This window comes from Streptomyces sp. SID12501 (genome assembly GCF_010550245.1).
GTDB lineage: Bacteria > Actinomycetota > Actinomycetes > Streptomycetales > Streptomycetaceae > Streptomyces.
Genome location: NZ_JAAGLU010000002.1, coordinates 13,031 through 36,201, shown reverse-complemented (window position 1 = coordinate 36,201; position 23,171 = coordinate 13,031). Strand labels below are relative to the sequence as shown.

General features: G+C 71.2%; 20 protein-coding genes. 7 read left to right on the top strand and 13 right to left on the bottom strand.

Features of this window, described 5'->3' with window-relative positions; all coding sequences use genetic code 11:
• Positions 1 to 5: 5 nt before the first annotated feature.
• The gene (locus G3I71_RS01855) at positions 6 to 668 is read right to left on the bottom strand and encodes a GntR family transcriptional regulator (RefSeq protein ID WP_164312105.1); all 663 of its coding nucleotides are present in this window, start codon (positions 666 to 668) and stop codon (positions 6 to 8) included.
• Between the two features lie 310 nt (positions 669 to 978).
• Here G3I71_RS01855 and G3I71_RS01850 point away from each other — a divergent pair, with 310 nt between their 5' ends.
• Positions 979 to 1,884, top strand: a complete 906-nt coding sequence (locus tag G3I71_RS01850) for a D-alanyl-D-alanine carboxypeptidase family protein (protein WP_164312366.1) — start codon at positions 979 to 981, stop codon at positions 1,882 to 1,884.
• A 192-nt stretch (positions 1,885 to 2,076) separates the two neighbouring features.
• Positions 2,077 to 3,081: a Bro-N domain-containing protein gene (locus G3I71_RS01845; protein WP_164312104.1), complete on the top strand. Its 1,005-nt coding sequence runs from the start codon at positions 2,077 to 2,079 to the stop codon at positions 3,079 to 3,081.
• Between the two features lie 146 nt (positions 3,082 to 3,227).
• Here G3I71_RS01845 and G3I71_RS01840 read toward each other — a convergent pair whose 3' ends face one another.
• From G3I71_RS01840 to pdhA (G3I71_RS01830), 3 genes are all read right to left on the bottom strand, one after another.
• A complete protein-coding gene (locus G3I71_RS01840; protein ID WP_164312103.1) occupies positions 3,228 to 4,688 on the bottom strand; it encodes a dihydrolipoamide acetyltransferase family protein in 1,461 nt (486 codons plus the stop codon).
• A gap of 10 nt (positions 4,689 to 4,698) precedes the next feature.
• Entirely contained in the window at positions 4,699 to 5,664 is a 966-nt protein-coding gene (locus tag G3I71_RS01835) for an alpha-ketoacid dehydrogenase subunit beta (RefSeq protein WP_164312365.1), read from the bottom strand.
• A 62-nt stretch (positions 5,665 to 5,726) separates the two neighbouring features.
• Positions 5,727 to 7,013 (bottom strand): pyruvate dehydrogenase (acetyl-transferring) E1 component subunit alpha, encoded by a 1,287-nt coding sequence (pdhA, locus tag G3I71_RS01830; protein ID WP_164312102.1) that lies wholly within the window; start codon positions 7,011 to 7,013, stop codon positions 5,727 to 5,729.
• A gap of 321 nt (positions 7,014 to 7,334) precedes the next feature.
• Here pdhA (G3I71_RS01830) and G3I71_RS01825 point away from each other — a divergent pair, with 321 nt between their 5' ends.
• The 3 genes from G3I71_RS01825 to G3I71_RS01815 all read left to right on the top strand — a co-directional run bounded on the left by G3I71_RS01825 (position 7,335) and on the right by G3I71_RS01815 (position 9,945).
• Positions 7,335 to 8,045, top strand: a complete 711-nt coding sequence (locus tag G3I71_RS01825) for a response regulator transcription factor (protein ID WP_164312101.1) — start codon at positions 7,335 to 7,337, stop codon at positions 8,043 to 8,045.
• Positions 8,046 to 8,132: 87 nt separating this feature from the next.
• Positions 8,133 to 8,528, top strand: coding sequence for a pyridoxamine 5'-phosphate oxidase family protein (locus G3I71_RS01820; protein ID WP_164312100.1), 396 nt, complete (start codon positions 8,133 to 8,135; stop codon positions 8,526 to 8,528).
• Between the two features lie 76 nt (positions 8,529 to 8,604).
• Positions 8,605 to 9,945, top strand: coding sequence for a phosphotransferase (locus tag G3I71_RS01815; RefSeq protein ID WP_343242808.1), 1,341 nt, complete (start codon positions 8,605 to 8,607; stop codon positions 9,943 to 9,945).
• A 133-nt stretch (positions 9,946 to 10,078) separates the two neighbouring features.
• Here the strand turns inward: G3I71_RS01815 and G3I71_RS01810 are convergent, their stop codons facing one another.
• Positions 10,079 to 11,653 (bottom strand): protein kinase, encoded by a 1,575-nt coding sequence (locus G3I71_RS01810; RefSeq protein WP_203729165.1) that lies wholly within the window; start codon positions 11,651 to 11,653, stop codon positions 10,079 to 10,081.
• Between the two features lie 347 nt (positions 11,654 to 12,000).
• Here G3I71_RS01810 and G3I71_RS01805 point away from each other — a divergent pair, with 347 nt between their 5' ends.
• Positions 12,001 to 13,701 (top strand): protein kinase, encoded by a 1,701-nt coding sequence (locus tag G3I71_RS01805; protein WP_164312099.1) that lies wholly within the window; start codon positions 12,001 to 12,003, stop codon positions 13,699 to 13,701.
• 99 nt (positions 13,702 to 13,800) lie between these two features.
• On the opposite strand, the gene G3I71_RS01800 is transcribed toward G3I71_RS01805, so the two are convergent.
• Positions 13,801 to 14,343, bottom strand: coding sequence for a bacterial proteasome activator family protein (locus tag G3I71_RS01800; RefSeq protein WP_164312098.1), 543 nt, complete (start codon positions 14,341 to 14,343; stop codon positions 13,801 to 13,803).
• A 163-nt stretch (positions 14,344 to 14,506) separates the two neighbouring features.
• Between G3I71_RS01800 and G3I71_RS01795 the strand changes: the two genes are divergently transcribed.
• The gene (locus tag G3I71_RS01795) at positions 14,507 to 14,911 is read left to right on the top strand and encodes a hypothetical protein (protein WP_164312097.1); all 405 of its coding nucleotides are present in this window, start codon (positions 14,507 to 14,509) and stop codon (positions 14,909 to 14,911) included.
• A 16-nt stretch (positions 14,912 to 14,927) separates the two neighbouring features.
• Here the strand turns inward: G3I71_RS01795 and G3I71_RS01790 are convergent, their stop codons facing one another.
• From G3I71_RS01790 to pdhA (G3I71_RS01760), 7 genes are all read right to left on the bottom strand, one after another.
• On the bottom strand, positions 14,928 to 15,908 hold the full coding sequence (locus G3I71_RS01790) for an NAD(P)H-quinone oxidoreductase (RefSeq protein WP_164312096.1): 981 nt from the start codon (positions 15,906 to 15,908) through the stop codon (positions 14,928 to 14,930).
• A 173-nt stretch (positions 15,909 to 16,081) separates the two neighbouring features.
• Entirely contained in the window at positions 16,082 to 17,188 is a 1,107-nt protein-coding gene (locus G3I71_RS01785) for a TrkA family potassium uptake protein (protein ID WP_203729099.1), read from the bottom strand.
• 43 nt (positions 17,189 to 17,231) lie between these two features.
• A complete protein-coding gene (locus G3I71_RS01780; RefSeq protein ID WP_164312094.1) occupies positions 17,232 to 18,662 on the bottom strand; it encodes a molybdopterin molybdotransferase MoeA in 1,431 nt (476 codons plus the stop codon).
• The gene (locus G3I71_RS01775) at positions 18,659 to 19,585 is read right to left on the bottom strand and encodes a molybdenum cofactor guanylyltransferase (RefSeq protein ID WP_164312093.1); all 927 of its coding nucleotides are present in this window, start codon (positions 19,583 to 19,585) and stop codon (positions 18,659 to 18,661) included. The genes G3I71_RS01780 and G3I71_RS01775 overlap by 4 nt, the downstream gene beginning before the upstream one ends.
• Positions 19,586 to 19,640: 55 nt before the next feature.
• Positions 19,641 to 20,957 carry a dihydrolipoamide acetyltransferase family protein gene (locus tag G3I71_RS01770; protein ID WP_164312092.1) on the bottom strand — a complete coding sequence of 439 codons (1,317 nt, stop codon included), beginning with the start codon at positions 20,955 to 20,957 and terminating at the stop codon, positions 19,641 to 19,643.
• On the bottom strand, positions 20,957 to 21,961 hold the full coding sequence (locus G3I71_RS01765) for an alpha-ketoacid dehydrogenase subunit beta (RefSeq protein ID WP_164312091.1): 1,005 nt from the start codon (positions 21,959 to 21,961) through the stop codon (positions 20,957 to 20,959). The genes G3I71_RS01770 and G3I71_RS01765 overlap by 1 nt, the downstream gene beginning before the upstream one ends.
• Positions 21,961 to 23,094 (bottom strand): pyruvate dehydrogenase (acetyl-transferring) E1 component subunit alpha, encoded by a 1,134-nt coding sequence (pdhA, locus tag G3I71_RS01760; protein WP_164312090.1) that lies wholly within the window; start codon positions 23,092 to 23,094, stop codon positions 21,961 to 21,963. The genes G3I71_RS01765 and pdhA (G3I71_RS01760) overlap by 1 nt, the downstream gene beginning before the upstream one ends.
• Positions 23,095 to 23,171 lie beyond the last annotated feature (77 nt).

Genomic DNA, 23,171 nt, shown 5'->3' with positions numbered 1-23,171 from the left:
GGGACTCATCGGACCTCGCCCCGCGCCAGGTTGGAGAACCAGCTGACGTGCCGGTGCACGATCGCGACCGCCGCCTCCGGGTCGCCCGAGCGCAGCGCGTCGAGGATCTCCTGGTGCTCGACGAGCGTCTTGGTGATGCGGTCTGGGTGGGCGTGCATGACGGCGACGCCCATCCTCAGCTGCCGGTCGCGCAGTTGGTCGTACAGCCGGGAGAGGATCTCGTTGCCTCCGCTGCGGACGATCTCGGCGTGGAAGCAGCGGTCGGTCACGGCGGCGCCCGCGAGGTCGCCTGCGGCGGCCTGTTCGCGCTGCCGTTCGAGCAGTTCGGTGAGCCGGGCGAGAAGCCGGGGCGAGGCGGGCACCGCCTTGCGGACGGTGTGCTCCTCCACCAGTTGCCGGGTCTCGACGACGTCCGCGATCTCCTGCGCGGAGACGGGCAGGACGAGCGCGCCCTTCTTCGGGTAGAGCTTGATCAGCCCTTCGGCCTCCAGGCGCAGCAGCGCCTCGCGCACCGGCGTGCGGGACACCCCGACGGCCTCGGCCAGTTCGCCTTCGGTGAGCAGGGTCCCGCCCTCGTAACGGCGGTCCAGGACACCCTCTTTGACATGGGCGTAGACGCGTTCGGCGGCGGGAGGTTGCTTCACGTGCTGCACGGCCAGGCTGGTCATGCCCACAGCATAGATACATCACGTACGCATGAGGGTGCCCGTCCGCCATATGGACCGATCGCCCGGACCGATCCCGTTCGGGGCGTGACGTCGCCGCGCGGACAACAGTTCAACTTCCGGAAGGGGCGCGGGAACCACGCACAGTTGTACGACGTCTCTCGGAAAGGGAAAATCGGGGAACCCGCCTCAGCACGCGCACAACCTACTGTGCTAGTTACGAGTCACACGAGAGCGGCGTTCCGCCTATGCGGCCAACTCGGCCGCTCTCCAGGGACATTCGGACGATCCAGACGTAATCGGGGTATTGAAGTTGATAACCGGCATCCAGGGCATCCGTTTTCGTAGAGCCGTAGCCGTGGTGGTCACCACCGGCGCCGTGCTCGCGACCGGAGCGCTCACCGCGGCGCCCGCTCAGGCCGCTGTCGCCGTTCCGACGATCGTCGCCAAGGGCGGCTATCTGATGAACAACGCCAACGGCGCGACCCTGTACGGGAAGCTCCCGGACACCAAGCTCTCCACCGGTTCCACCACGAAGATAATGACGGCGAAGGTCGTGCTGGCGACGGCGAACCTGAACCTCAACACCAAGGTCACGATCCAGAAGGCGTACAGCGACTACATCGTCGCCAACACCGCCTCCTCGGCCGGCCTGATCGTCGGCGACAAGGTCACCGTCCGCCAGCTGCTGTACGGGCTGATGCTGCCGTCGGGCTGCGACGCCGCGTACGCGCTCGCGGACAAGTTCGGCACCGGCTCGACGCGTGCCCTCCGGGTGAAGTCGTTCATCGCCAAGATGAACACCACGGCCCGGAGCCTCGGCATGACGAACACCAAGTTCGACAGCTTCGACGGGATCGGCAACGGCGCGAACTACTCGACGCCGAAGGACCTGACGAAGCTCGCCAGCAACACCATGAAGAGCGGCGCCTTCCGCACGATAGTGAAGACGCAGAACTTCAAGGAGAAGGTCACCACCAAGACCGGTGGCACCCGTTGGATGAGCTGGGAGAACACCAACAAGCCGCTGCTGTCCGGCTACGCCGGCACCATCGGCATCAAGACCGGCTCCGGCCCGCAGGCCAAGTACTGCCTGGTCTTCGCCGCGACCCGCAACGGCAAGACGGTCATCGGTACGGTCCTCGCCTCCACGTCGGTCGCCAACCGCACGGCGGACGCGAAGAAGCTGATGAACTACGGCTTCGCGCGCCTGGGCTGACAGCACAGCTGACATACACGTGAGGGGGCCTGCCGCGCTCGACGCGGCAGGCCCCCTTCGTCGTGCGCCCACCATGTTCCGGGCGCCTGCGCAGGGGATACGGGCTATATGCGCTCGGAGTGATGAACATCCCGGATCCTGTTGGCATATGCGTTGTGTGTCGATCTACGTTCCGCCAAGGAGGTGGTTCGTATGAACGAACACGACACGACATCAACCGCAGCGCCGCAGACCGACGCAATCGACATCAACGACTTCGTGTACGGGGCTACAGGAGCCCGGGTACGGAGGCTGACGATGCCGGACGGGAGTCATTGGTTTCCGGCGGCGGATGTGTGCGAGCAACTCGGTTACACAACGACCCGGAAGGCTCTGCTCGATCATGTGCCAGAGGAGCACCGAGACTTTCTCGAGACTGTGACTGGAAGTCACAGTCTCAGCGTTCCCGCAGGTCGGGGGTGGCGCCGAGACTTGCAAATGGTCGACCTTGCCGGGTTGATCCAGCTTGTGAACGGCTGCACCAAGCCCTCGTGCGGGCCGTTCAAGGAGTGGGTCAGCGAGGTAATCATGTCGGTCCAGCGGGACGGTTCATACGCCCTCCCCAAGGCGGAGGTGCAGCCCCGCGACCCGAGCGCTCCCGTGGCCTACGCGATGCCCGTACAGGTCGCCGACGCGATCGTGCGGCTGGAGGAGCGCAACGCGCGGCTGGACGAGGAGTTCGCCGAGGCGCAGCGCATTTCGCAGGAGACTCGACACGAAGCCCAGCGAACACGTCTGGAGGCCCAGCAGACCCGGCTGGAGATGCTCGACCTCCAACGAACCTCGGTACAGGTGCAGTCCCGCATGGCGGGTGCCATGGACCGGATCGCGGACGCGCTGGAAGCGTTCCGCTCTGTCCGCGCGGTCTCTTCGGCCACCCCGGCGGACATGTACCGGACGAGTACCGAAGCCCTCCTCGCGGACTGGCGGTCACGGATGTCGGTGACCGAGGACGTGTGGGCCGTGGCCGTCACGATCGCACCCGTGCTTGCCGAGCACGGCGAGATCCGAATGTCGCTGGAGGCCCTCGCGGCCCGGACAGGGCTGACCGCCCACCGGGTGAACGAGTGCCTGCGGTTCATGCGGAGACACGCGTGCATCCGGTCCAGGGGCGGCACGGAGAAGGGTGCGGTCGTCTACGCACTGGCTCGGCCGTAACCACAGCAGCAGCAGCCGCCGGAGGAGAGTGGTTGAGAGGCTGGCCGCAATTCGAGTTTGCGGCCAGCCTCTCGGCGCCTGAGCCTACGTGACGGGGGTCCACTTATGCCGGTTTCCGTAAGGGAAACGGCTCCCGGCATCCCGTCTCAGGCCCAGGTGATGAGCTTCTTCGGCTGCTCCAGGATCGCCGCCACGTCCGCCAGGACCTTGGAGCCCAACTCCCCGTCCACCAGCCGGTGGTCGAAGGAGAGGGCCAGGGTCGTCACCTGGCGGGGCTTGACCTTGCCCTTGTGGACCCACGGCTTGAGCTTGATCGAGCCGACCGCGAGGATCGCGGCCTCGCCGGGAGGCAGAATCGGCGTGCCCGTGTCGACGCCGAAGACGCCGACGTTCGTGATCGTCACCGTGCCGCCCTGCATGGCCGCCGGCGACGTCCTGCCCTCCCGCGCCGTGGACACCAACTCGCCGAGCGCCTCCGCCAGTTGCGGGAGCGTCTTGTCGTGGGCGTCCTTGATGTTCGGGACGATCAGGCCGCGCGGGGTGGCCGCCGCGATGCCCAGGTTGACGTAGTGCTTGAGCACGATCTCCTGGTTCGCCTCGTCCCAGGACGCGTTGATGTCCGGGTGGCGCTTGATCGCGACCAGCAGGGCCTTGGCGATCAGGAGCAGCGGGTTCACCCGCAGACCCGCCAACCCGTATGAGTCGGGGGCCCCCTTGAGCTCCTCCACCAGCTTCAGCGTCCGTGTCACGTCCACCGTCACGAACTCCGTGACATGCGGCGCCGTGAACGCCGAGCCGACCATCGCCGCCGCGGTCGCCTTCCGTACGCCCTTGACCGGGACACGCGTCTCCCGCGCGCCGTCGTACGTGACGGCCGGCGCCGGGATCACCGGGGCGGCCGGCGCCGTGCGCACCGGCTCCGGGGCGGTCGGGGCCACCGCGGCGTGCACGTCCTCGCGTGTGATGACGCCGTCGGGGCCCGACGGCGTCACCGTCGTCAGGTCGACGCCGAGATCCTTGGCGAGCTTGCGCACCGGCGGCTTCGCGAGCGGGCGCCCGGCCACCGGGGCCAGGACAGGCTGGCCGGGCAGGCCTGCCAGTCCGGCGAGGGCGCTGTGGCCGCCGTGGCCGTTCGCCTGCGCCCGCCCGCTGTGGCCGTTCAGCTCCTGCTGGACCGCCGCAGCGACCTCCTGGGCCGGGACCTCGGCGCCCTTGCGGGGGCGACGCTTGGTCGAGGAGACGGACACGCCGTAGCCCACGAGGACCGGCTGGCGGGCCGGCGGCTTCGCCTCCTCGGGGGCTTCGGCGGCAACCGGGGTCGCGTCCTCCACCGCGGCCCCGGCCCCGCCGGTCACGTCCACCGCGATGATCGACATACCCACGTCGACCGTCGTGCCTTCGGGGAAGTGGAGTGAGCGCACGATCCCGTCGTACGGGATGGGCAGTTCGACGGCCGCCTTGGCGGTCTCGACCTCGCACACCACCTGCCCGTCGGTGACCGTGTCGCCCGGCTGGACATACCACTTGAGGATCTCGGCCTCGGTGAGTCCCTCGCCCACGTCGGGCATCTTGAACTCGCGAACGGACGCGTCAGTCATCGTCGTCACGTCCCTCTCCTCAGTACGCCAGCGAGCGGTCGACGGCGTCGAGCACCCGGTCCAGGTTCGGTAGGTACTCGTCCTCGAGGCGCGCCGGCGGATACGGGGCGTGGTAGCCGCCGACCCTGAGCACCGGGGCCTCCAGATGGTAGAAACAGCGCTCCGTGATCCGGGCGGCGATCTCCGCGCCCGAGCCGAAGAACACCGGTGCCTCGTGCACCACGACCAGGCGGCGGGTCTTCTCGACCGAGGCCTGGACGGTGTCGAAGTCGAGCGGGGAGACCGACCGGAGGTCGAGGACCTCCAGGGACCGGCCCTCCTCGGCCGCCACGCCCGCGACCTCCAGGCACAGCTTCACCATCGGGCCGTAGGCGGCGAGGGTGAGATCGGTGCCCTCTCGGACCACCTTGGCCTTGTGCAGCGGGCCCGGGATGGCCTCGACATCGACCTCGGCCTTGTCCCAGTAGCGTCGCTTCGGCTCGAAGAAGATCACCGGGTCGTTGCTCTGGATGGCCTGCTGCATCATCCAGTACGCGTCCGACGCGTTGGCCGGGGACACCACCTTGAGGCCCGCCACGTGCGCGAAGAGCGCCTCCGGGGACTCCGAGTGGTGCTCGACCGCGCCGATGCCACCGCCGTACGGGATACGGATGACGATCGGGAGCTTGATCTTGCCCAACGCGCGTGCGTGCATCTTCGCAAGCTGGGTGACGATCTGGTCGTACGCCGGGAAGACGAAGCCGTCGAACTGGATCTCCACCACCGGGCGGTAGCCGCGCAGGGCGAGACCGATGGCCGTGCCGACGATGCCCGACTCGGCGAGCGGGGTGTCGATGACGCGGTCCTCGCCGAAGTCCTTCTGCAGACCGTCGGTGACCCGGAAGACTCCGCCGAGCTTGCCGACGTCCTCACCCATGATCAGGACCTTGGGGTCCGATTCCAGGGCCTTGCGCAGCGATTCGTTGATCGCCTTGGCCAGGGCCATGCTCTTCGACGTCACGGATTTCGAGGCTCCGTTCGTCGAAGCCACTGTCTCGGCCGCCATGGTCATGCCCCCTCCACATCAGCGAACGACGCCTGATAGGCGGCGAACTGGGCCCGTTCCTCGTCCACGAGCGCGTGCCCGTCGGCATAGGTGTGCTCGAACATCGCGAAGGGGTCCGGGTCCGGCATGGCACGGACCACTTCGCGTACTCGCCTGCCCAACGACTCGCTCTCGGCCTCCAGTTCCGCGAAAAATCCCTCATCCGCGTGGTTTGAGGCCTCCAGGTACGTACGCAGACGGGCGATCGGGTCCTTCGCCTCCCAGGCCACCCGCTCGTCGTCGTGGCGGTAGCGGGACGCGTCGTCGGAGGTGGTGTGGTCGCCCATGCGGTACGTGAACGCCTCGACCAGCGTGGGGCCCTCGCCGCGGCGGGCCCGCTCCAGGGCCCACCTCGTCACCGCGAGGACGGCCAGTACGTCGTTGCCGTCCACCCGTACGCCGGGGAAGCCGTAGCCCTGCGCGCGCTGGTAGAGCGGGACGCGGGTCTGGCGCTCGGTCGGCTCGGAGATGGCCCACTGGTTGTTCTGGCAGAAGAACACCACGGGGGCGTTGTAGACCGACGCGAACGTGAACGACTCGGCGACGTCGCCCTGGCTGGAGGCGCCGTCCCCGAAGTACGCGATGACCGCCGAGTCCGCGCCGTCCTTGGCCACGCCCATGGCGTAGCCGGTGGCGTGCAGGGTCTGCGAGCCGATGACGATCGTGTAGAGGTGGAAGTTGTTGGTGTTGGGGTCCCAGCCGCCGTTGTTGACCCCGCGGAACATGCCGAGCAGGTTCGTCGGGTCGATGTCCCGGCACCAGGCGACGCCGTGCTCGCGGTAGGTCGGGAAGACGTAGTCGTCGGGGCGGGTGGCACGGCCGGAGCCGATCTGGGCGGCCTCCTGGCCGAGCAGCGAGGCCCACAGGCCCAGCTCGCCCTGGCGCTGGAGGGCGGTGGCCTCGGCGTCGAATCGGCGGGTCAGCACCATGTCCCGGTACAGGCCACGCAGTTCGCCGGAGGTGACGGCGGCGACGTAGGGGTCGTAGGCGGCGTTCTTGACGCGCCTGCCCTCAGGGGTCAGCAGCTGGACGAGGTCCGGATCGGCGCCCGTCCCGGCCGGCTTCACGGGCGTCTTCTTGGTGGCGGCGCGTTTTGCGGTGACGCGCTTCGCGGCCGTGGCAGGCGCGTCGGCGGCGGCCGGTGTGTCTACGACCGGTGCGTCTGCGCTCTGGGTGGTGGTGCGGGTGGTACCGGTCTTGCTTCCGGCGCTGCGTCGCGGTTTGCGCGCGGCAGTGCTCTCCACGGTCACGTGTACTCCTCCGTCGGTCCGGCCCCGGGGTTGCCGGGTAACCAGTGCGGTCACCTGTACCCGATACCCGTGCACGGGGTGGGTGCGACTCGGCCGGGAACAGGCGTGACAGGCGCCCCGGCGAGCGTCCCGCAAGGATCACGTTACCCAGTGCGTCATATTTCTATGAAACCCCCCTGACCTGCCATTTTGCTTGGAAATCCAAGTAAATTGAGCAAGCCGGGCAGGGGCCCTGGTCACAGCCTTGCAGGGGGCCGGAACAACGGCACGTTATCCCGCTCACCCAGCTCACGGGAAGAGCCGGTGTGTGAGACTGTCCGCGTGCCTGAAGACGGAAAAATCACCGTATTTCTCCTCGATGACCATGAAGTCGTCCGTCGGGGAGTCCGCGAACTGCTCTCGGTCGAGGACGACATCGAGGTGGTCGGCGAGGCCGGTACGGCGGCGGAGGCGCTGGCGCGGATTCCGGCCACCCGCCCGGACGTGGCCGTTCTGGACGTACGGCTCCCGGACGGCAGCGGAGTCGAGGTGTGCCGCGAGATCCGCTCGCAGGACGTGGGCGTCAAGTGCCTGATGCTGACCTCGTTCGCCGACGACGAGGCACTCTTCGACGCCATCATGGCGGGCGCCTCCGGGTACGTCCTGAAGGCCATCCGCGGACATGAACTAATGGCGGCCGTACGGGACGTCGCCGCAGGCCGGTCCCTGCTCGACCCGGTCGCGACCGCCCGCGTCATGGAGCGGCTGCGCGGCGGCGCCGACCCGGCGAGGGGTGACGAGCGCCTCGCGAACCTCACCGAGCAGGAACGCCGGATCCTCGACCTGATCGGCGAGGGGCTCACCAACCGCGAGATCGGCGAACGGCTGCACCTGGCGGAGAAGACGATCAAGAACTACGTGTCCGGGCTGCTGTCCAAACTGGGCATGCAGAGGCGCTCCCAGGCGGCGGCTTACGTGGCACGGACGCAGGTGGAGCGACAGGGGCAGCGGCAGGGTTTCCGAGGGGGGCCCTCCGAAGTTCGAAGTTTTTGAGAGGTCGCCCGAATCGGGACTTAAGGCCTCTCTTCTCGGGGCGAGCGCCCCTGGTGTGCCCGTCCTCCGGGCGCGCACCCTGAGTGCATGCCGACCGACGAACAGCGCGCCGCCGATCTCCTCGGCCGGGTCGAGCACGGCCGGGTCGCGACCAGCATGCGCGCGTTGCCCTTCCTGGCGTCCGCCCGGCACATCGTCGTGGACGGCCGGGTCCTGCTGCGCCTGCACAGGGGGCACGGGTACCACCGGGCGTGCGTGGGCGGTGTCGTCGCGTACGGCGCCGATGTTCCGTCCGCGCGGAGCCGGTCGTGGTCCGTGCAGGTCGTCGGGGAGTGCGCCGCCGTCGAGCCGACCGCCGCCGAGCTCGACCGGTTCGGACCGGCACCGCGCTCCGTGGACGGCGTTCCCTTCGATCCCGTCTACCTCCGGGTCGAACCCCAGTTCGCGACGGTGCACTCCGTGATCGAAACCGACTGCCCGTGACTGCACGCGGTCACCTGTGACTGCCTGTGACAAGCGCCCCGCTCACGCGCCCGGCTCGTGCCCTACCATCTGGCGCGTGCCGCGCTCATCTGTACCACCCCTTGCGTCCCATGCGCCCCCGCTGGGCGCCCTCCTCCGCCAGTACGCCGCCGGGTCCGCGCTGACCTGCGACCCCGTCGACCAAGGGCTGCTGAACCGCGGCTACCGGCTCGCCACCACCCGCGGCGACTACTTCCTCAAGCACCACTTCGACCCCGAGACCGCCGACCCCGCCGCGATCGCCCGTCAGCACCGGGCCACCCAGCGCCTCGCGGACCTCGGCGTCCCGGTGGCCCCGCCCCTGCCCGGCCGCGACGGACGTACGGTCGCCGTCGTCGGCGGCCACGCCTACGCCCTGCACCCCTGGATCGACGGCCGCCACCGCCACGGCGGCCAGCTCAGCACCGTCCAGTGCGGCCGGCTGGGCGCGCTGCTGGGCGTGGTCCACGCGAGCCTTGAACGGGTGATGCCGACGCGGGGCCGGGCACCGGGCGAACAGGGCGGGGACGAGCGTGAGGACGAGGCCGCCGGACAGCCCGCGCCGCAGGCGGTGCCCGCCGGTCGAGGACGGACCCCCGAGCACGGCATCCAGTGGGGACAGGCAGGCCACGAGGAGGCAACCGGCCGGCCGGGCACGGCCGCCCGGCGCCGGGACGCCACCAGGCAGAGCCGATTCACCGACCGGAGCCGGGCCCACACCTTCGCCGAAGCCCTGGTGAAGACCCCTGTACCCCGCACCACCGTCGAGCCCCCACCCCCGGCCGACGCCCGACCCCACGCCCCCCGGACCGCCGCCGAGCCGCTGCAGGCACTCTCTGCCGACCCCGCCGACACCTTCGCGCTCATCGACGACCTCCTGGCCCGCGTACGCCGCCACCGCCCCACCGACGCCTTCGACGAACTGGCCCGCCACCGGCTCCTGGAACGGCGGACGCTGCTGGAGCAGCACGCGGACCGGCGACCCCCGCCGGGCGGCTCGGTGGGCTGGGTGCACGGCGACTTCCACCCGTTCAACCTGCTCTACAAGGGGGACGCCCCGGCCGCGATCGTCGACTGGGACCGGCTGGGCGTGCAGCCCCGCGTGGAGGAGGCCGTACGTGCCGCCGCGATCTTCTTCGTACGGCCCACCGGCACGCTCGACCTGCCCAAGGCACGGGCGTACGCGTGCGCGTACCGGCGTACCGCGGGGGCCACGCCCTCCGAACTGGCCGCCGCGGTGCACCGGGTGTGGTGGGAGCGCCTCAACGACTTCTGGATGCTCCGCTGGCACTACGAACGGGGGGACACCCGCGCCGACTCCCAGTTCCCGGCCGCCTCGGCGCTCGCGGTGTGGTGGACGCGCGAGTACGACGCGGTGCGCGAGGCGTTCGTGGACTGACACCCGCCGGGGCCGGCCGCAGGCCCCCGCAAACGCCGCGCGCGTGAAGCCCTCTTCGGGCCGCACGCGCGCGTGGAGGCTGCTTTCCGTCAACCGGCCGCCGGTTCGTTCCCCCGGCGGGGCGATCAGCGGGTCAGGGGGTGGTGCCGCCGCCCTCCGTACCGCCGTCTTCCTCTCCGGTGTCGCCGGACGTCGCGTCCGACGGAGTCACCGCGTCCGACGGCTGCGACGCCGAGACCGACGGCGCCGCGCTCGTCGCCGGGTTCGACGGGGTGGCCGACGGCGTGGCGGAGGGGGTCGCGGACGGCGTGTACGACGGCGTGGCCGACGGCGTCCACTGGGACCCCGAGTCGGTGCCGGTGCCGTCGTCCGTGGCGGTGTTCGTCGGCTCTTCGGAGACGTCGTCGCTCGGGCTCGCCGTGGAGTCGTCGGTCGTCGCGGACTGCGAGGTGCTCGGCGACTCGGAGGTGTCGTTGTCGCCGGCCGTGCCGGTGCCGTTCTGCAGGGCGAGGGCGACGCCCGCCGCGATGGCGATCACGGCGAAGAACGCCAGTATCCACAGCTTGCCCCGGCCGCCGCCCCGGTTGCCGTGCCCCTCGAAGCCGCCGTCGTCCCCGCCGCCGTACCCGGCGGGCAGGATCTGCTGCGGGATCTGGGTGGTGCCGGACTGGTCGCCCGGGTGGTTCATCACCGCGGTGCCGGCGAAGCCCCCCGAGGGGGTGTGCCGGCCGTCGTGCATGTCCACGGGCCCGGTGTTCCAGGTACCGGTGTGGCCGCCCTGGTCGTACAGCATCTGCAGGCCGTACTGGATCAGCCCGCGCATCTCCTCGGCGGTCTGGAAGCGGTCGTCCGGATCCTTGGCGAGGGAACGCATGACGAGCCCGTCGAGCTCCGGCGGCGCCACGTCCGAGACCTGGGACGGGGGCACCGGAATGTCCTGGACGTGCTGGTAGACCACGGCCAGCGGGGTCTCACCGGTGAACGGGGGCCGCAGCGCGAGGAGTTCGTACAGCAGACAGCCGGTGGCGTACAGGTCGGAGCGGTGGTCGACGGCCTTGCCGAGAGCCTGCTCCGGAGAGAGGTACTGGGGCGTGCCCATGACCATGCCGGTCTGCGTCATCGTCGTCGACGCCCCGTGCAGCGCGCGGGCGATGCCGAAGTCCATGACCTTCACCGCGCCGCCGTGCGTGATGATCACGTTGGCGGGCTTGATGTCCCGGTGCACGATGCCGTGCTGATGCGAATAGGCAAGCGCTTCCAGCACCCCGGAGACGATGATCAGGGCCTGCTCGGGCCCCGGCGCCTCGGCGTTGATGAGGAGGTCGCGGATGGTGCGCCCCTCGACGATCTCCATCACGATGTACGGGACGGACCGGCCGTCGACGGTGTCCTCGCCCGAGTCGTACACGGCGACGATCGAGTGGTGGTTGAGCCCGGCCACCGCCTGGGCCTCGCGCGTGAAGCGGGCCTTGGAGATCGGGTCCTCGGCGAGGTCGGCGCGGAGCAGTTTGACCGCGACGGTCCGCCCGAGGCGCACGTCCTCGGCGGCGAACACCTCAGCCATGCCGCCCCGGCCGAGTCTGTGGGTGAGCCGGTACCGGCCGTCCCCCACCAGTCCGCCGTTGCCCCACAGCTCAGGCGCGTCTGACATACCGCCGCCAGCCGCCTCGGGGTCGTACGGGCCCTGAGCGCGCTGCTGTGCCATCAGTCCTCGCCGTCGTTTCTGCCCGCGGTGCGCGCGGTGTTGTTACGGTCTCCGTCGGCCACGCTACAGCCTCCACGCAAGCCTCCGATCCGGGAGGCGATCCCGGAAGAGCTCCGGGAGAACCCGGGTACGAGTGCCGGGCGGACCGGTTATCAAACCCGTTGCGGGTATGGGCGTGCAAATCCCGTACCTCGTCCGTACAGCCCCTGTAACGCTTCCGCGACGCTTCCTTCCCGTACGGTCACGGAACGGGCACCGCGCTTGACGTGTCGGTGCCCTCCGGCAGACTTGGCCCGGAATCAGCCAATCGATCACGTGTGGCTGTGGAGAAGTTCGGGGGACGCGGAGACATGAGCCAGGACGGCGCACACGGCCGGTACGCGGGGCACGCGCTCGCCGGCGGGCGCTACCAGCTGCGCGATCTGCTCGGCGAGGGCGGCATGGCCTCGGTGCACCTCGCGTACGACTCGGTCCTGGACCGGCAGGTCGCGATCAAGACGCTGCACACCGAACTGGGCCGTGAGCAGGCCTTCCGCGAGCGCTTCCGCCGCGAGGCCCAGGCCGTGGCCAAGCTCACGCACACGAACATCGTCTCGGTCTTCGACACCGGCGAGGACGATGTCGCCGGGACCATGACCCCGTACATCGTCATGGAGTACGTCGAGGGGCAGCCGCTCGGCTCCATTCTCGACGCGGACGTACGGCAGTTCGGGGCGATGCCCGCCGACAAGGCGCTGAAGATCACCGCGGACGTGCTGGCGGCGCTGGAGATCAGCCACGAGATGGGCCTGGTCCACCGGGACATCAAGCCGGGCAACGTGATGACGACCAAGCGCGGTGTCGTCAAGGTCATGGACTTCGGCATCGCCCGCGCCATGCAGTCGGGCGTCACGTCGATGACGCAGACCGGCATGGTCGTCGGCACCCCGCAGTACCTCTCCCCGGAGCAGGCGCTCGGCCGGGCCGTGGACGCCCGCTCCGACCTCTACTCGGTCGGCATCATGCTGTTCCAGCTGGTCACCGGACGGCTGCCGTTCAACGCCGACTCACCGCTCGCGATCGCGTACGCGCATGTCCAGGAGCAGCCGGTCGCCCCTTCGTCGGTCAACAGCGCGCTGCCCCCGGCGGTGGACGCGCTCGTCGCCCGCGCGCTGAAGAAGAACCCGAACGAGCGTTTCCCGAGCGCCGACGCCATGCGCGACGAGTGCCTGCGCGTGGTCGCCTCCCTCCACCCGGCCGCCCCGAACATCGTCGCGGGCGCCCCGGCGCAGAGCGGTACGGGCGTCGCCTCCGCCGTGTTCCCGCCGGTCGACCAGGCGACCCCGGCCCCGCAGGGCTCCGTACAGACCCCCTACCAGCCGCACCCGCAGCACGTGAATCCGTATCGCGACACTCCGCCCCCGGCGTACGGGCCTGTGCACACGCCCCCGCAGCCACCGGCTCCGGCGTACGGCTATCCGCAGCAGGCGGCGTACCGGACGCCCGGTGCGTACGCGCCGCAGCAGCACACGCCCCCGGCCGCGTACTCGCCCTCGACTCCGGCCACGTCCTCCTCCGGAGGAGGACGGAAGAGCAACACCCCGGTGATCCTGGGCTCGGTCCTCGTCTCCCTCGCCGCCGTCGGCGGGCTGATCCTTGCCCTGAACCTGGGCGGGGACGACACCGACAACGGCCGCGGGACCAGCACCGCCAGCACCGCGAGCGCCTCGGCCTCGCGGTCGGTGGAGGCGGAGACGGGGTCGAGAACCGGATCGGGGTACAAGGAACCGGACCCGGACAAGACGATCGACCCGGAGGAGTGCTCGGAGGCGCGGGAGTCGTACACCGACCCGGACAAGATCCAGCTGCCCGACTTCCGCTACAAGAACCTGGCCTCGGTGAAGCTCTGTTTCCAGGCGGCCGGCTGGCGGATGAAGGAAACGCCCTACGCCGAGAACACGTACGGCAAGGACGCGGTCATGGCCCAGTTCCCCTCCGCGGGCGCGGACGTCGACCCGGAGAACATGCCGGAGATCGAACTGAGCGTGTCGACGGGCTACCCGTCGTCCTGAGCGGACAGTTGTCCATGGAACGGGGCCCGGCAGCCGGTCGGTCGGCCACCGGGCCCCACTCCATGAGATCTGGGGCGGACCGACGGGTTGGGGGACTGACTAGAGGTACGGCCCGCCCGTACGTCCGCCTGTACGCGGGTCGTCATCGCCCTCGTTGCCACCGACACCCGGCGGCAACGCGCGGCGCATCTGCTCCAGCTGGGCCCGCGCGGCCATCTGCTGGGCGAACAGGGCGGTCTGGATCCCGTGGAAGAGACCCTCAAGCCAGCCCACCAACTGGGCCTGCGCGATCCGCAGTTCGGCGTCGCTGGGAATCGCCTCGTCCGTGAACGGCAGAGACAGCCGCTCCAGCTCGTCGACCAGCTCCGGCGCGAGACCGTCCTCCAGCTCCTTCACCGAGCTGGCGTGGATCCTCTTGAGCCGGACCCGGCTCGCCTCGTCGAGAGGGGCCGCGCGTACCTCTTCCAGCAGCTGTTTGATCATGCTGCCGATCCTCATGACCTTGGCGGGCTGCTCCACCATGTCCGTCACCGGGATCTCGCGGGAGTCGTCGTCACCGCCGCCGCCGAGAGCCATCCCGTCCTGGCCAACGACCAGGATCTGGGGGTTCTCCGGCGACCTGTCGTTCCTCGGCATCTCCATTCCGTCATTCTCTCGCACCAGGTCGCGGGTGCGGCCGGTGGGTCCGGCCCGGCTCCCTCTGTCCGGGATGCCGGACCGGCGGGCGCGTGTGAGGCTGGTTCCGTCGAACCCCGGGAGGGGTGACCGGCGACCGGCGACTCCGCAGCGGGAGGAGGCCACCGACATGACCCCATGGCTCCACACCCTTCGTACCTGCGGCACGCTGCTGGCCCTGGCGGCCCCCACGCTCGCCGCTTCTCCGCACGGCACGACATCGTCGTACGACAACATCTCCCACGTCGCCCGGCCCGCCCCCGACGCCTCCCGGGCCGGGAGCCAGGCGGGTGAGGGGCGGGAGCGTCCCGGGCGGCGGGAGTCCTCCCCGCCCGACGAGGCGGCGTACGAGGCGGCCGTGCCCTTCCCCGATCCCACCTCGGTGCCGGACGCGCCGCGGGGCGCCGACGCCCGCACCGGCACGGCCTCCGGGCCGGTGCTGCGGATACTGCCGCTCGGCAGCGGGCTGGTCCTGATCGGCCTCGGGCTGGGCCTGGCCCTCCTGACGCTGCGGCTGCGCGTACGGAGGACGTGACCCCGGGGATGTCCCGCTACGGGACGACCAGCAGCACCTTCCCCACGTGCCCGCTCTCCTCCACGATCCGGTGGGCCGCCGCCGCGTCGCTCATCGGGAACTCGCGGTCGACGACCGGCCGGACCTGACCGGCGGCGAGCAGCGGCCAGACGTGCTCGCGTACGGCGGCCACGATCGCCGTCTTCTCGGCGAGCGGCCGGGCGCGCAGCGAGGTCGCGCTGATCGCGGCCCGCTTGGTGAGAAGCGCGCCGATGTTCAGTTCGGCCTTGACGCCGCCCTGCATGCCGATGATCGCGAGCCGTCCGTTGACGGCCAGGGCGCGGACGTTGCGGTCCAGGTACTTGGCGCCCATGTTGTCGAGGATGACGTCGGCGCCGGCACCGTCGGTGGCCTGCTTCAGCTCCTCGACGAAGTCCTGCTCGCGGTAGTTGACGAGGATGTCGGCGCCCAGCTCGGCGCACTGGTCGAGCTTCTCCTTCGTCCCGGCCGTGACGGCGACCCTGGCGCCGACCGCCTTGGCGAGCTGGATGGCCATGGTGCCGATGCCGCTGGAGCCGCCGTGCACGAGGAAGGTCTCGCCGGGGCGGAGGTGGGAGATCATGAAGACGTTCGACCAGACCGTGCAGGCCACCTCGGGCAGCGCCGCGGCCCGCTTCAGGTCGATGCCCTCGGGCACGGGCAGCAGCTGCCCGACCGGAACGGCGACCTTCTCGGCGTAGCCGCCGCCCGCGAGCAGGGCGCACACCTCGTCGCCGACGGACCAGCCGGACACTCCCGGCCCGATCCCGGCGATCCGGCCGGAGCACTCAAGACCGGGGTACGGAGAGGCGCCGGGCGGCGGGTTGTAGAAGCCCTGGCGTTGCAGGATGTCGGCGCGGTTGACGGCGCCGGCCACCACCTCGACCAGCACCTCGCCCTCACCGGGCACGGGATCGGGGACCTCGGCCCACACCAGCGCCTCGGGCCCTCCGGGTTCGGGAATCGTGATCGCATGCATGAGGGGACGCTACTCCCCGTTCCGGCGACATCGACGTGCGGTCCGGGCGCGCCGGAGAGACCGTGGACAGACCTGCGGCCGCACGAGCGACGAGTTCCCGGCCGGCCGGCGGATGACCGGCCGCCGATCGCGACGATACGGCTCTACCACCCCAGGTAGTCGGCGTTACGGGTTCAGTGGTCGCGGATCGGGCGGGCGTCGGGTGCCACATGCGCGCCCGGTGTCGCCCGCACGATGGTGATGAGCCGGTCGGCCACCTGAAGCTGCCCGATGGACGGGTCGTCGTAACCCAGCACGCGATGCCCGCGTACGACGCTCACGACCAGGTCGTCCGTCTCGCGGGGCCCCTTGCCCACCTCGGCCTTTATGACCGGCCGTTCGACGATGTCGAGCCCGCTGCCCTGCTGGATGAGGTCCTCCATGACCATGCCGGCGGCAGGGCTGAGCACCGACAGCCCGAGCAGGCGACCGGCCGCGCTCGCACTCGTGATGACGGCATCGGCGCCGGACTGCTTGAGCAGCGGCGCGTTCTCCTCCTCGCGCACGGCGACCACGATCTTCGCCGTGCGGTTGAGCTGGCGGGCCGTCAGGGTGACCAGCACGGCCGTGTCGTCGCGCTGGGTGGCGATGATGATCTGCCGCGCCTTCTGCACCTCGGCCCGCAGCAGTACGTCACTGCGCGTGGCGTCGCCGACCACTCCGGCGTACCCCTCGGCGGTGGCCGCGTCCACGGCCTTGGAACTGGGGTCGACGACCACGACCTGTTCCTTCTTCAGTCCGGTGACGCAGACGGTCTGCACGGCCGACCGCCCCTTGGTCCCGAACCCGATGACAACGGTGTGCTCTCGCAAGGCCGCCCTCCAGCGGTTCTGGCGCCACTCATCCCGTGTGCGTTCCGTGAGGACTTCGAGAGTCGTGCCGACCAGGATGATCAGGAAGAGCACGCGCAGCGGGGTGATGACGAAGATGTTGGTGAACCGGGCGGCATCGCTGACGGGTGCGATGTCGCCGTATCCGGTGGTGGAGAGGGTGACGGTGGCGTAGTAGAAGGCGTCGAGGAGGCCGACGGAACCGTCGGCGTTGTCGCTGTAGCCGTCATGGTCGGCATAGACGATGAGTGCGGTCCCGACCAGCACCAGCAGGGCCATGGCGACGCGCTTGCCGACCTGCCGGATCGGTCGCTCCACCACGGTCCGGGGAAGTTTCACCCGATAGGTCATCAGGTGCTCGTCCGCCTGGCGGGCGATGGCGTCATGGCCCGGCAGTTTCACGTGAAACATCCTCCATTGCCGCTGAGTCGGGTGCCGTTCCGATCCGAATGTTTCACGTGAAACACTCCCCGGCTTCAGCGGCTGCCGCCCAGGGCAGGTCGAGCAGTTCCAGTTCCTGGCCGGCCCGCGCGCCGCCCGGCGGTACGACAGCGAGGGCTTCGGCCGCCGCGATGCCGCGCAGCATGGCCGGCCCGTTGTAGTGCAGCGGCACGGCCCGGTCGCCGCGCAGGACGACGGGGACCAGCCGGGTGTCGTGCGGGTGCCCGTGCACCTCGTCCTTGAGGGGCAGCGTGTACGGCTCGGGCGCCGCCCGTCCCGCGAGGGTCCGCAGCAGGGGCTCGGCGAGGGTGAGCAGCCCGGAGACGGCGGCCAGCGGGTTGCCTGGCAGCCCGACGAGGTGCTGGTTCTCCTTCAACCGGGCCAGCAGCATGGGGTGGCCGGGGCGCACCTGGACGCCGTGCACGAGCAGTTCGGCACCGAGGCGGCGCAGGGTGGGGTGGACGTGGTCGACGGGTCCGGCGGCGGTGCCTCCGGTGGTGACGACGATCTCGGCGGGGGAGTTCTTCAGGGCTGCGTAGAGCGCCTCGGCGTCGTCCCCGAGCCTGCGTACGGCGATGACGTCGGCGCCGAGCGAGCGCAGCCAGGGCGGCAGCATCGGGCCGAGCGCATCCCGGATCAGACCGTCGTGCGGCAGTCCCTCGGTGAGCAACTCGTCGCCCAGGACGAGGACTTCGGCGCGGGGCCGGGGGATCGCGGCAAGGGTGTCGTACCCGGCGGCTGCCGCGAGTCCGAGCACGGCCGGCGTCACGAAGGTGCCGGTGGGCAGCAGCTGGTCGCCGGAGCGGCACTCCTGGCCGCGCGGCCGGATGTCCTGGCCGTGACTCATTTCGCGGGTGGCGTACAGCCGGCCCTTGTCGTCGGTGCGGCCGTGCTCGCTGCGCAGTACGGCGCTCGTGTCGTGCGGGATACGGGCACCCGTCGCGATCTGTACCGCGTCGCCGTCGGTGAGCGGCTCGGGCTGCGCGTGCCCGGCGAGCACACCGGCCTCGCGCACCTTCCAGGGGCCGGGGCCTGCCACCGCCCAGCCGTCCATCGCGGACGTGTCGAAGGAGGGGAGGTCGGTGAGGGCCGCGAGAGGGGCCGCGAGGACCAGGCCGAGGGCGGCATCGAGGGGGACGGAGACGGGGGCCGAGGCGGTACGGGGGACCTGGCGGGCAGCGCGCTCGGCGATGGCGCGGGCCTGGGGCCAGGGGGTGGCCCGGGGGCTCTCGGGGGCGGGGGCAGGGCTGGCACCCGGGTTGGTGCCGGGGTTGCCGGTGTCGGCGTCCACGTCGTAGACACCTTTCCCGGTGGGGGCCGGTACCGCGGGACCCCCGGGGGTCGGCCCGTCGCCCTGTCTACGGCTGCCACCGCCGTTGCCTTCGTTCACGAGGGCGAGCGCCTCCTCGGCGCCGAGGTCGTCCAGCTCGCTGCGGGCGGTCATCCGGCGTCCGGGCGGCTGTCGGGGGCCTTGCCCGCACCGGGCTCGGCGTCGGCGGCCGCTGCCTCGTCGGCCCAGCGCAGCGCGAGGGCGACCGCCTTGCGGGTGGCCTCGGCGACCGCCTCCGGACCTCCCCCGGCCCGGCCCGCCGCGTACCCGACGAGGAACGTCGTCAGCGGAGCGGCCGGCCTGGCCACTCCGTGCGCGGCGTCACGGGCGAGGTCCAGGAGGAGGTTGGTGTCGACGTCCAGGTCGATGCCCAGTTCGTCCTTGGCTGCGGAAATCCATTCGTCCAACACGTGCCCATGCTCCCTGATGCGTGCTCTGGCGGCGGCGATGTCGTCCCAGGTGTCGCAGTCGAAGGACGCGACAGGGTCGGACACACGGGTGAGTTCGAGCGCGGCGGTCAGCCGGCGCAGCGGCAGGCCGGTCAGGCCGTCGTGTTCGAGGGTGAGCGCGCCCAGCTCCCGGCGCAGCGCGGACGCCCGGTACGCGGCCACGAGCGGCTGGTCCCGGCCCCCGGTGTCGGTGAGCAGCGCGCCCTCGGCGCCGCTCGTCCGCAGGGCACCGAGGAGCCGCCGTACCGTCGCCGGTCCGAGGAACGGGAGATCGGCGGAGAGTACGACGACGTGCTCGGCGCCGGTGTGCCGCAGGCCCGCGTCGAGTGCGGCGACGGGTCCGCCGCCCGGCGGGTCCTCGTGGGCCCAGGTGACGGGCCGTGCGGTGGGCCGGGGGCCGGCCACGACCACGGTGGTGCCGGCGTCGGCGCAGGCGGCGAGCACCCGGTCGAGCAGCGCGCGCCCGCCCACGCGTACGCCGGGCTTGTCGGCGCCGCCGAGCCGCCGGGCGGCCCCGCCCGCGAGCACGACGGCGTCGTAGCCGTCGGCGCCGGGCGTCCCTGAGGGCTGGGGCTCGTAGGCGGTCACCCTCCGAGTATGCGGGCCCCCGCTGATCACAGGGAACGGGCGCGCGGCACCCTGATCACAGCGTGCGCAGCAGCACCGCCGGCTGTTCGACGCAGTCCGCCACATAGCGCAGGAAACCGCCCGCCGTACCGCCGTCGCACACCCGGTGGTCGAAGGTGAACGACAGCTGGACGACCCGGCGGACCGCCAGTTCGCCCTCGTGCACCCACGGCTTGGGGACGATCCGGCCGACGCCGAGCATGGCCGCCTCGGGGTGGTTGAGGATCGGCGTGGAGCCGTCGACGCCGAACACGCCGTAGTTGTTCAGCGTGAAGGTCCCGCCGGTGAGTTCGGCGGGCGTGAGGGTGCCGGCCCGGGCCGCCTCGGTCAGCCGCGCGATCTCCGCGCTCAGCGCCTCGGCGTTCCTGGTGTGGGCGTCCCGTACGACGGGGACGACGAGCCCACGCTCGGTCTGTGCGGCGAAGCCGAGGTGGACCCGGTCGAGCCGGACGATCTCCCGGGCCTCCAGGTCGACCGTGGAGTTCAGCTCGGGGTACCGGGCGAGGGCGGAGGTGCAGATACGGGCGAGCAGCGCGAGGAGGGAGATCTTCGGGCCACCACCCGCGTTCATCTGCACGCGCGCGTGCATCAGTTCCGTCGCGTCGGCGTCCACCCAGCAGGTCGCGTCCGGGATCTCGCGCCGGCTGCGGGAGAGCTTGTCGGCGACGGCACCGCGGATGCCCTTGAGGGGGACGCGCGTGCCCTCGGCGGAGACGGCGACCGGGACCGCGGTCGGGGCCGGGGCTGGAGACGGGGGCCCGGTTCGCGTGGCGGCGGCGCGCAGAGCGAGCTCGACGTCGGCGCGCAGGATCAGTCCGTCGGGCCCGGAGCCCGCCAACTCCCGTAGATCCAGGCCGTTCTCGCGGGCGAGCCTGCGCACGAGCGGCGAGACGACCGCGACGGGACCGTCCACCCGGGCGGGGGCGGAGGGCTGTACGCCCGTGTCCTTGAGGGCGACCGGAGCAACAGGCGCCGCCTGCTCCTGCCGTACCCTCCGGCGCCGGGCGGGCGCCTCGGACGTGCCGTATCCCACGAGCACGTTGCCGGAACCCTCGGCCGCGTCGCCCGCGGGGTCGGGGTGGGCCGGTGTCCCGACGGCCACCGTCACCAGGGGCGACCCGACGGGCAGTTCGGTGCCCTCCTCGCCGAAGCGGGCGGTGACGACACCCCCGTACGGACACGGCACGTCGACCATCGCCTTGGCCGTCTCGACCTCGACGACCGGCTGGTCGACGGCGACGACCTCGCCGACCTCGACCAGCCAGCGCACGATCAGTGCCTCGGTGAGTCCCTCACCGAGGTCGGGGAGCCTGAACTCCAGTACCTGTGCCATCAGCGTTCCGCCTCCCACTGCAACCGTCCGACAGCGTCCAGCACACGATCTACGCCGGGCAGGTGGTGCCGCTCCAGCATCGGCGGCGGGTACGGGATGTCGAACCCGGCGACGCGCAGGACCGGCGCCTCCAGGTGGTGGAAGCAGCGCTCCGTGACGCGGGCCGCGATCTCCCCGCCGGGGCCGCCGAAACCGCCCGACTCGTGCACGACGAGGGCCCGCCCGGTCCGGCGTACCGAGGCGCACACCGTCTCGTCGTCGAACGGGACCAGGGAACGCAGGTCGACGACCTCCAGGTCCCAGCCCTCCTCCTCCGCCGCCTGTGCCACCTCCAGGCAGACGGGCAGGGACGGCCCGTACGTGATGAGCGTGGCGCTGCGGCCCGGGCGCCGCACCACCGCGCGTCCTATCGGTTCAACGGCCGACGGCTCGTCCGGGTTCCAGGAGTCCTTCGACCAGTACAGCCGCTTGGGCTCCAGGAAGACCACGGGGTCGTCCGAGGCGATGGCGGCCCGCAGCAGGCCGTACGCGTCGGCGACCGTGGCGGGCGTGACGACATGGAGTCCCGGGGTCGCCATGTAGTACGCCTCGGAGGAGTCGCTGTGGTGCTCGACGCCGCCGATGCCGCCGCCGTAGGGCACTCGGACGGTGATCGGCAGGGGCATGGCCCCGCGCGTGCGGTTGCGCATCCGGGAGACGTGCGAGATCAACTGCTCGAACGCGGGATAGGCGAACGCGTCGAACTGCATCTCGACGACCGGGCGCAGGCCGTACATGGCCATGCCGACGGCCGCCCCGAGGATGCCCGCCTCGGCCAGCGGGGTGTCCGTGCAGCGGTCCTCACCGAACTCCTCGGCGAGCCCGTCGGTGACCCGGAAGACCCCGCCGAGGGTGCCGACGTCCTCACCCATGACGTGCACGGCGGGGTCGGCGGCCATGGCGTCGCGCATCGCGCGCGTGAGGGCCTGCGCCATCGTGGCGGGTTTGAGGGCGACGGTGGTCATCAGTGCGTCCCCTCCGCCCCGGCCGCGAGCTCGGCCCGCAACTGGGCCCGCTGCTCGCGCAGTTGGGGGGTGGGCTCGGCGTACACCTGCGCGAACAGGTCCATGGGGTCGAGCGCCGGGTCCTGGTTCATACGGGCACGCAGGTCGGCGGCGAGCGTCTCGGCGTCGTCACGCGCGGCCCTGATGACGTCCTCGTCGAGCAGCCCGCGCGCGGTGAGCTCCTGTTCCAGGAGGGCGATCGGGTCGTGCTCCCGCCAGGCGGCGACCTCGGAGTCGGCCCGGTAGCGCTTGTCGTCGTCGGCGTTGGTGTGCGCCTCCACCCGGTAGGTCACCGCCTCGACGAGCGTGGGACCACCCCCCGCGCGCGCGTGGCGTACGGCGTCGCTCAGCACGTCGTACATGGCGACCGCGTCGTTACCGTCGACCAGGCGGCCCGGCATCCCGTAGCCGACGGCCTTGTGGGCCAGCGACGGGGCGGCGGTCTGCTTGGCGAGGGGAACCGAGATCGCGAAGCCGTTGTTCTGGACCAGGAAGACGACCGGAGCCTGCCACACGGCGGCGAAGTTCAGCGCCTCGTGGAAGTCGCCCTCGCTGGTGCCGCCGTCGCCGACCATGGCCAGCGCGACCACGTCGTCGCCCTTGAGGCGGGCGGCGTGCGCGAGCCCCACGGCGTGCGGCAGCTGCGTGGCGAGCGGGGTGCACAGGGGCGCCACCCGGTGCTCACGCGGGTTGTACCCGGTGTGCCAGTCACCGCGCAGCAGCGACAGCACCTGTACGGGGTCCACGCCCCGGGCGACCACGGCGAGCGTGTCCCGGTAGCTGGGGAAGAGCCAGTCGCGGTCCTCCAGGACGAGCGCGGCGGCCACCTCGCAGGCTTCCTGGCCGACACTGGAGGGGTACACGGCGAGCCGGCCCTGCTTGGTGAGGGCGGTGGCCTGCACGTTGTACCGGCGCCCGCGCACCAGCTGCGCGTACAGCCTGCGCAGCAACCCAGGGTCCGCCTGCGCCGCCGCCCCGGTGCCGAGGACGCGGTACGGAGCCGCGTCGGGCAGCAGCGGCGCGGGGTCGGTACGGGGCTGCCAGGCAGGCGGCGGGGTAGGCCGGTAAGCGCCCCGCTGCTCCATGACCGTCATGACGGCACCTCCTCGTGGGAGACGGCTCCGGGCGCGCCACGGATGTGACTCGCCTCACCTACCGATTGTTCGGTCGT

Bases quoted from the DNA above. Each gene is read 5' to 3' on its own strand.
- G3I71_RS01855 (WP_164312105.1), bottom strand. From the start codon at position 668: ATGACCAGCCTGGCCGTGCAGCACGTGAAGCAACCTCCCGCCGCCGAA.
- G3I71_RS01765 (WP_164312091.1), bottom strand. From the start codon at position 21,961: ATGACCACCGTCGCCCTCAAACCCGCCACGATGGCGCAGGCCCTCACG.
- G3I71_RS01790 (WP_164312096.1), bottom strand. From the start codon at position 15,908: ATGCATGCGATCACGATTCCCGAACCCGGAGGGCCCGAGGCGCTGGTG.
- pdhA (WP_164312090.1), bottom strand. From the start codon at position 23,094: ATGACGGTCATGGAGCAGCGGGGCGCTTACCGGCCTACCCCGCCGCCT.
- G3I71_RS01805 (WP_164312099.1), top strand. From the start codon at position 12,001: ATGAGCCAGGACGGCGCACACGGCCGGTACGCGGGGCACGCGCTCGCC.
- G3I71_RS01820 (WP_164312100.1), top strand. From the start codon at position 8,133: ATGCCGACCGACGAACAGCGCGCCGCCGATCTCCTCGGCCGGGTCGAG.
- G3I71_RS01800 (WP_164312098.1), bottom strand. From the start codon at position 14,343: ATGGAGATGCCGAGGAACGACAGGTCGCCGGAGAACCCCCAGATCCTG.
- G3I71_RS01785 (WP_203729099.1), bottom strand. From the start codon at position 17,188: ATGTTTCACGTGAAACTGCCGGGCCATGACGCCATCGCCCGCCAGGCG.
- G3I71_RS01835 (WP_164312365.1), bottom strand. From the start codon at position 5,664: ATGGCCCTGGCCAAGGCGATCAACGAATCGCTGCGCAAGGCCCTGGAA.
- G3I71_RS01795 (WP_164312097.1), top strand. From the start codon at position 14,507: ATGACCCCATGGCTCCACACCCTTCGTACCTGCGGCACGCTGCTGGCC.
- G3I71_RS01845 (WP_164312104.1), top strand. From the start codon at position 2,077: ATGAACGAACACGACACGACATCAACCGCAGCGCCGCAGACCGACGCA.
- G3I71_RS01770 (WP_164312092.1), bottom strand. From the start codon at position 20,957: ATGGCACAGGTACTGGAGTTCAGGCTCCCCGACCTCGGTGAGGGACTC.
- G3I71_RS01780 (WP_164312094.1), bottom strand. From the start codon at position 18,662: ATGACCGCCCGCAGCGAGCTGGACGACCTCGGCGCCGAGGAGGCGCTC.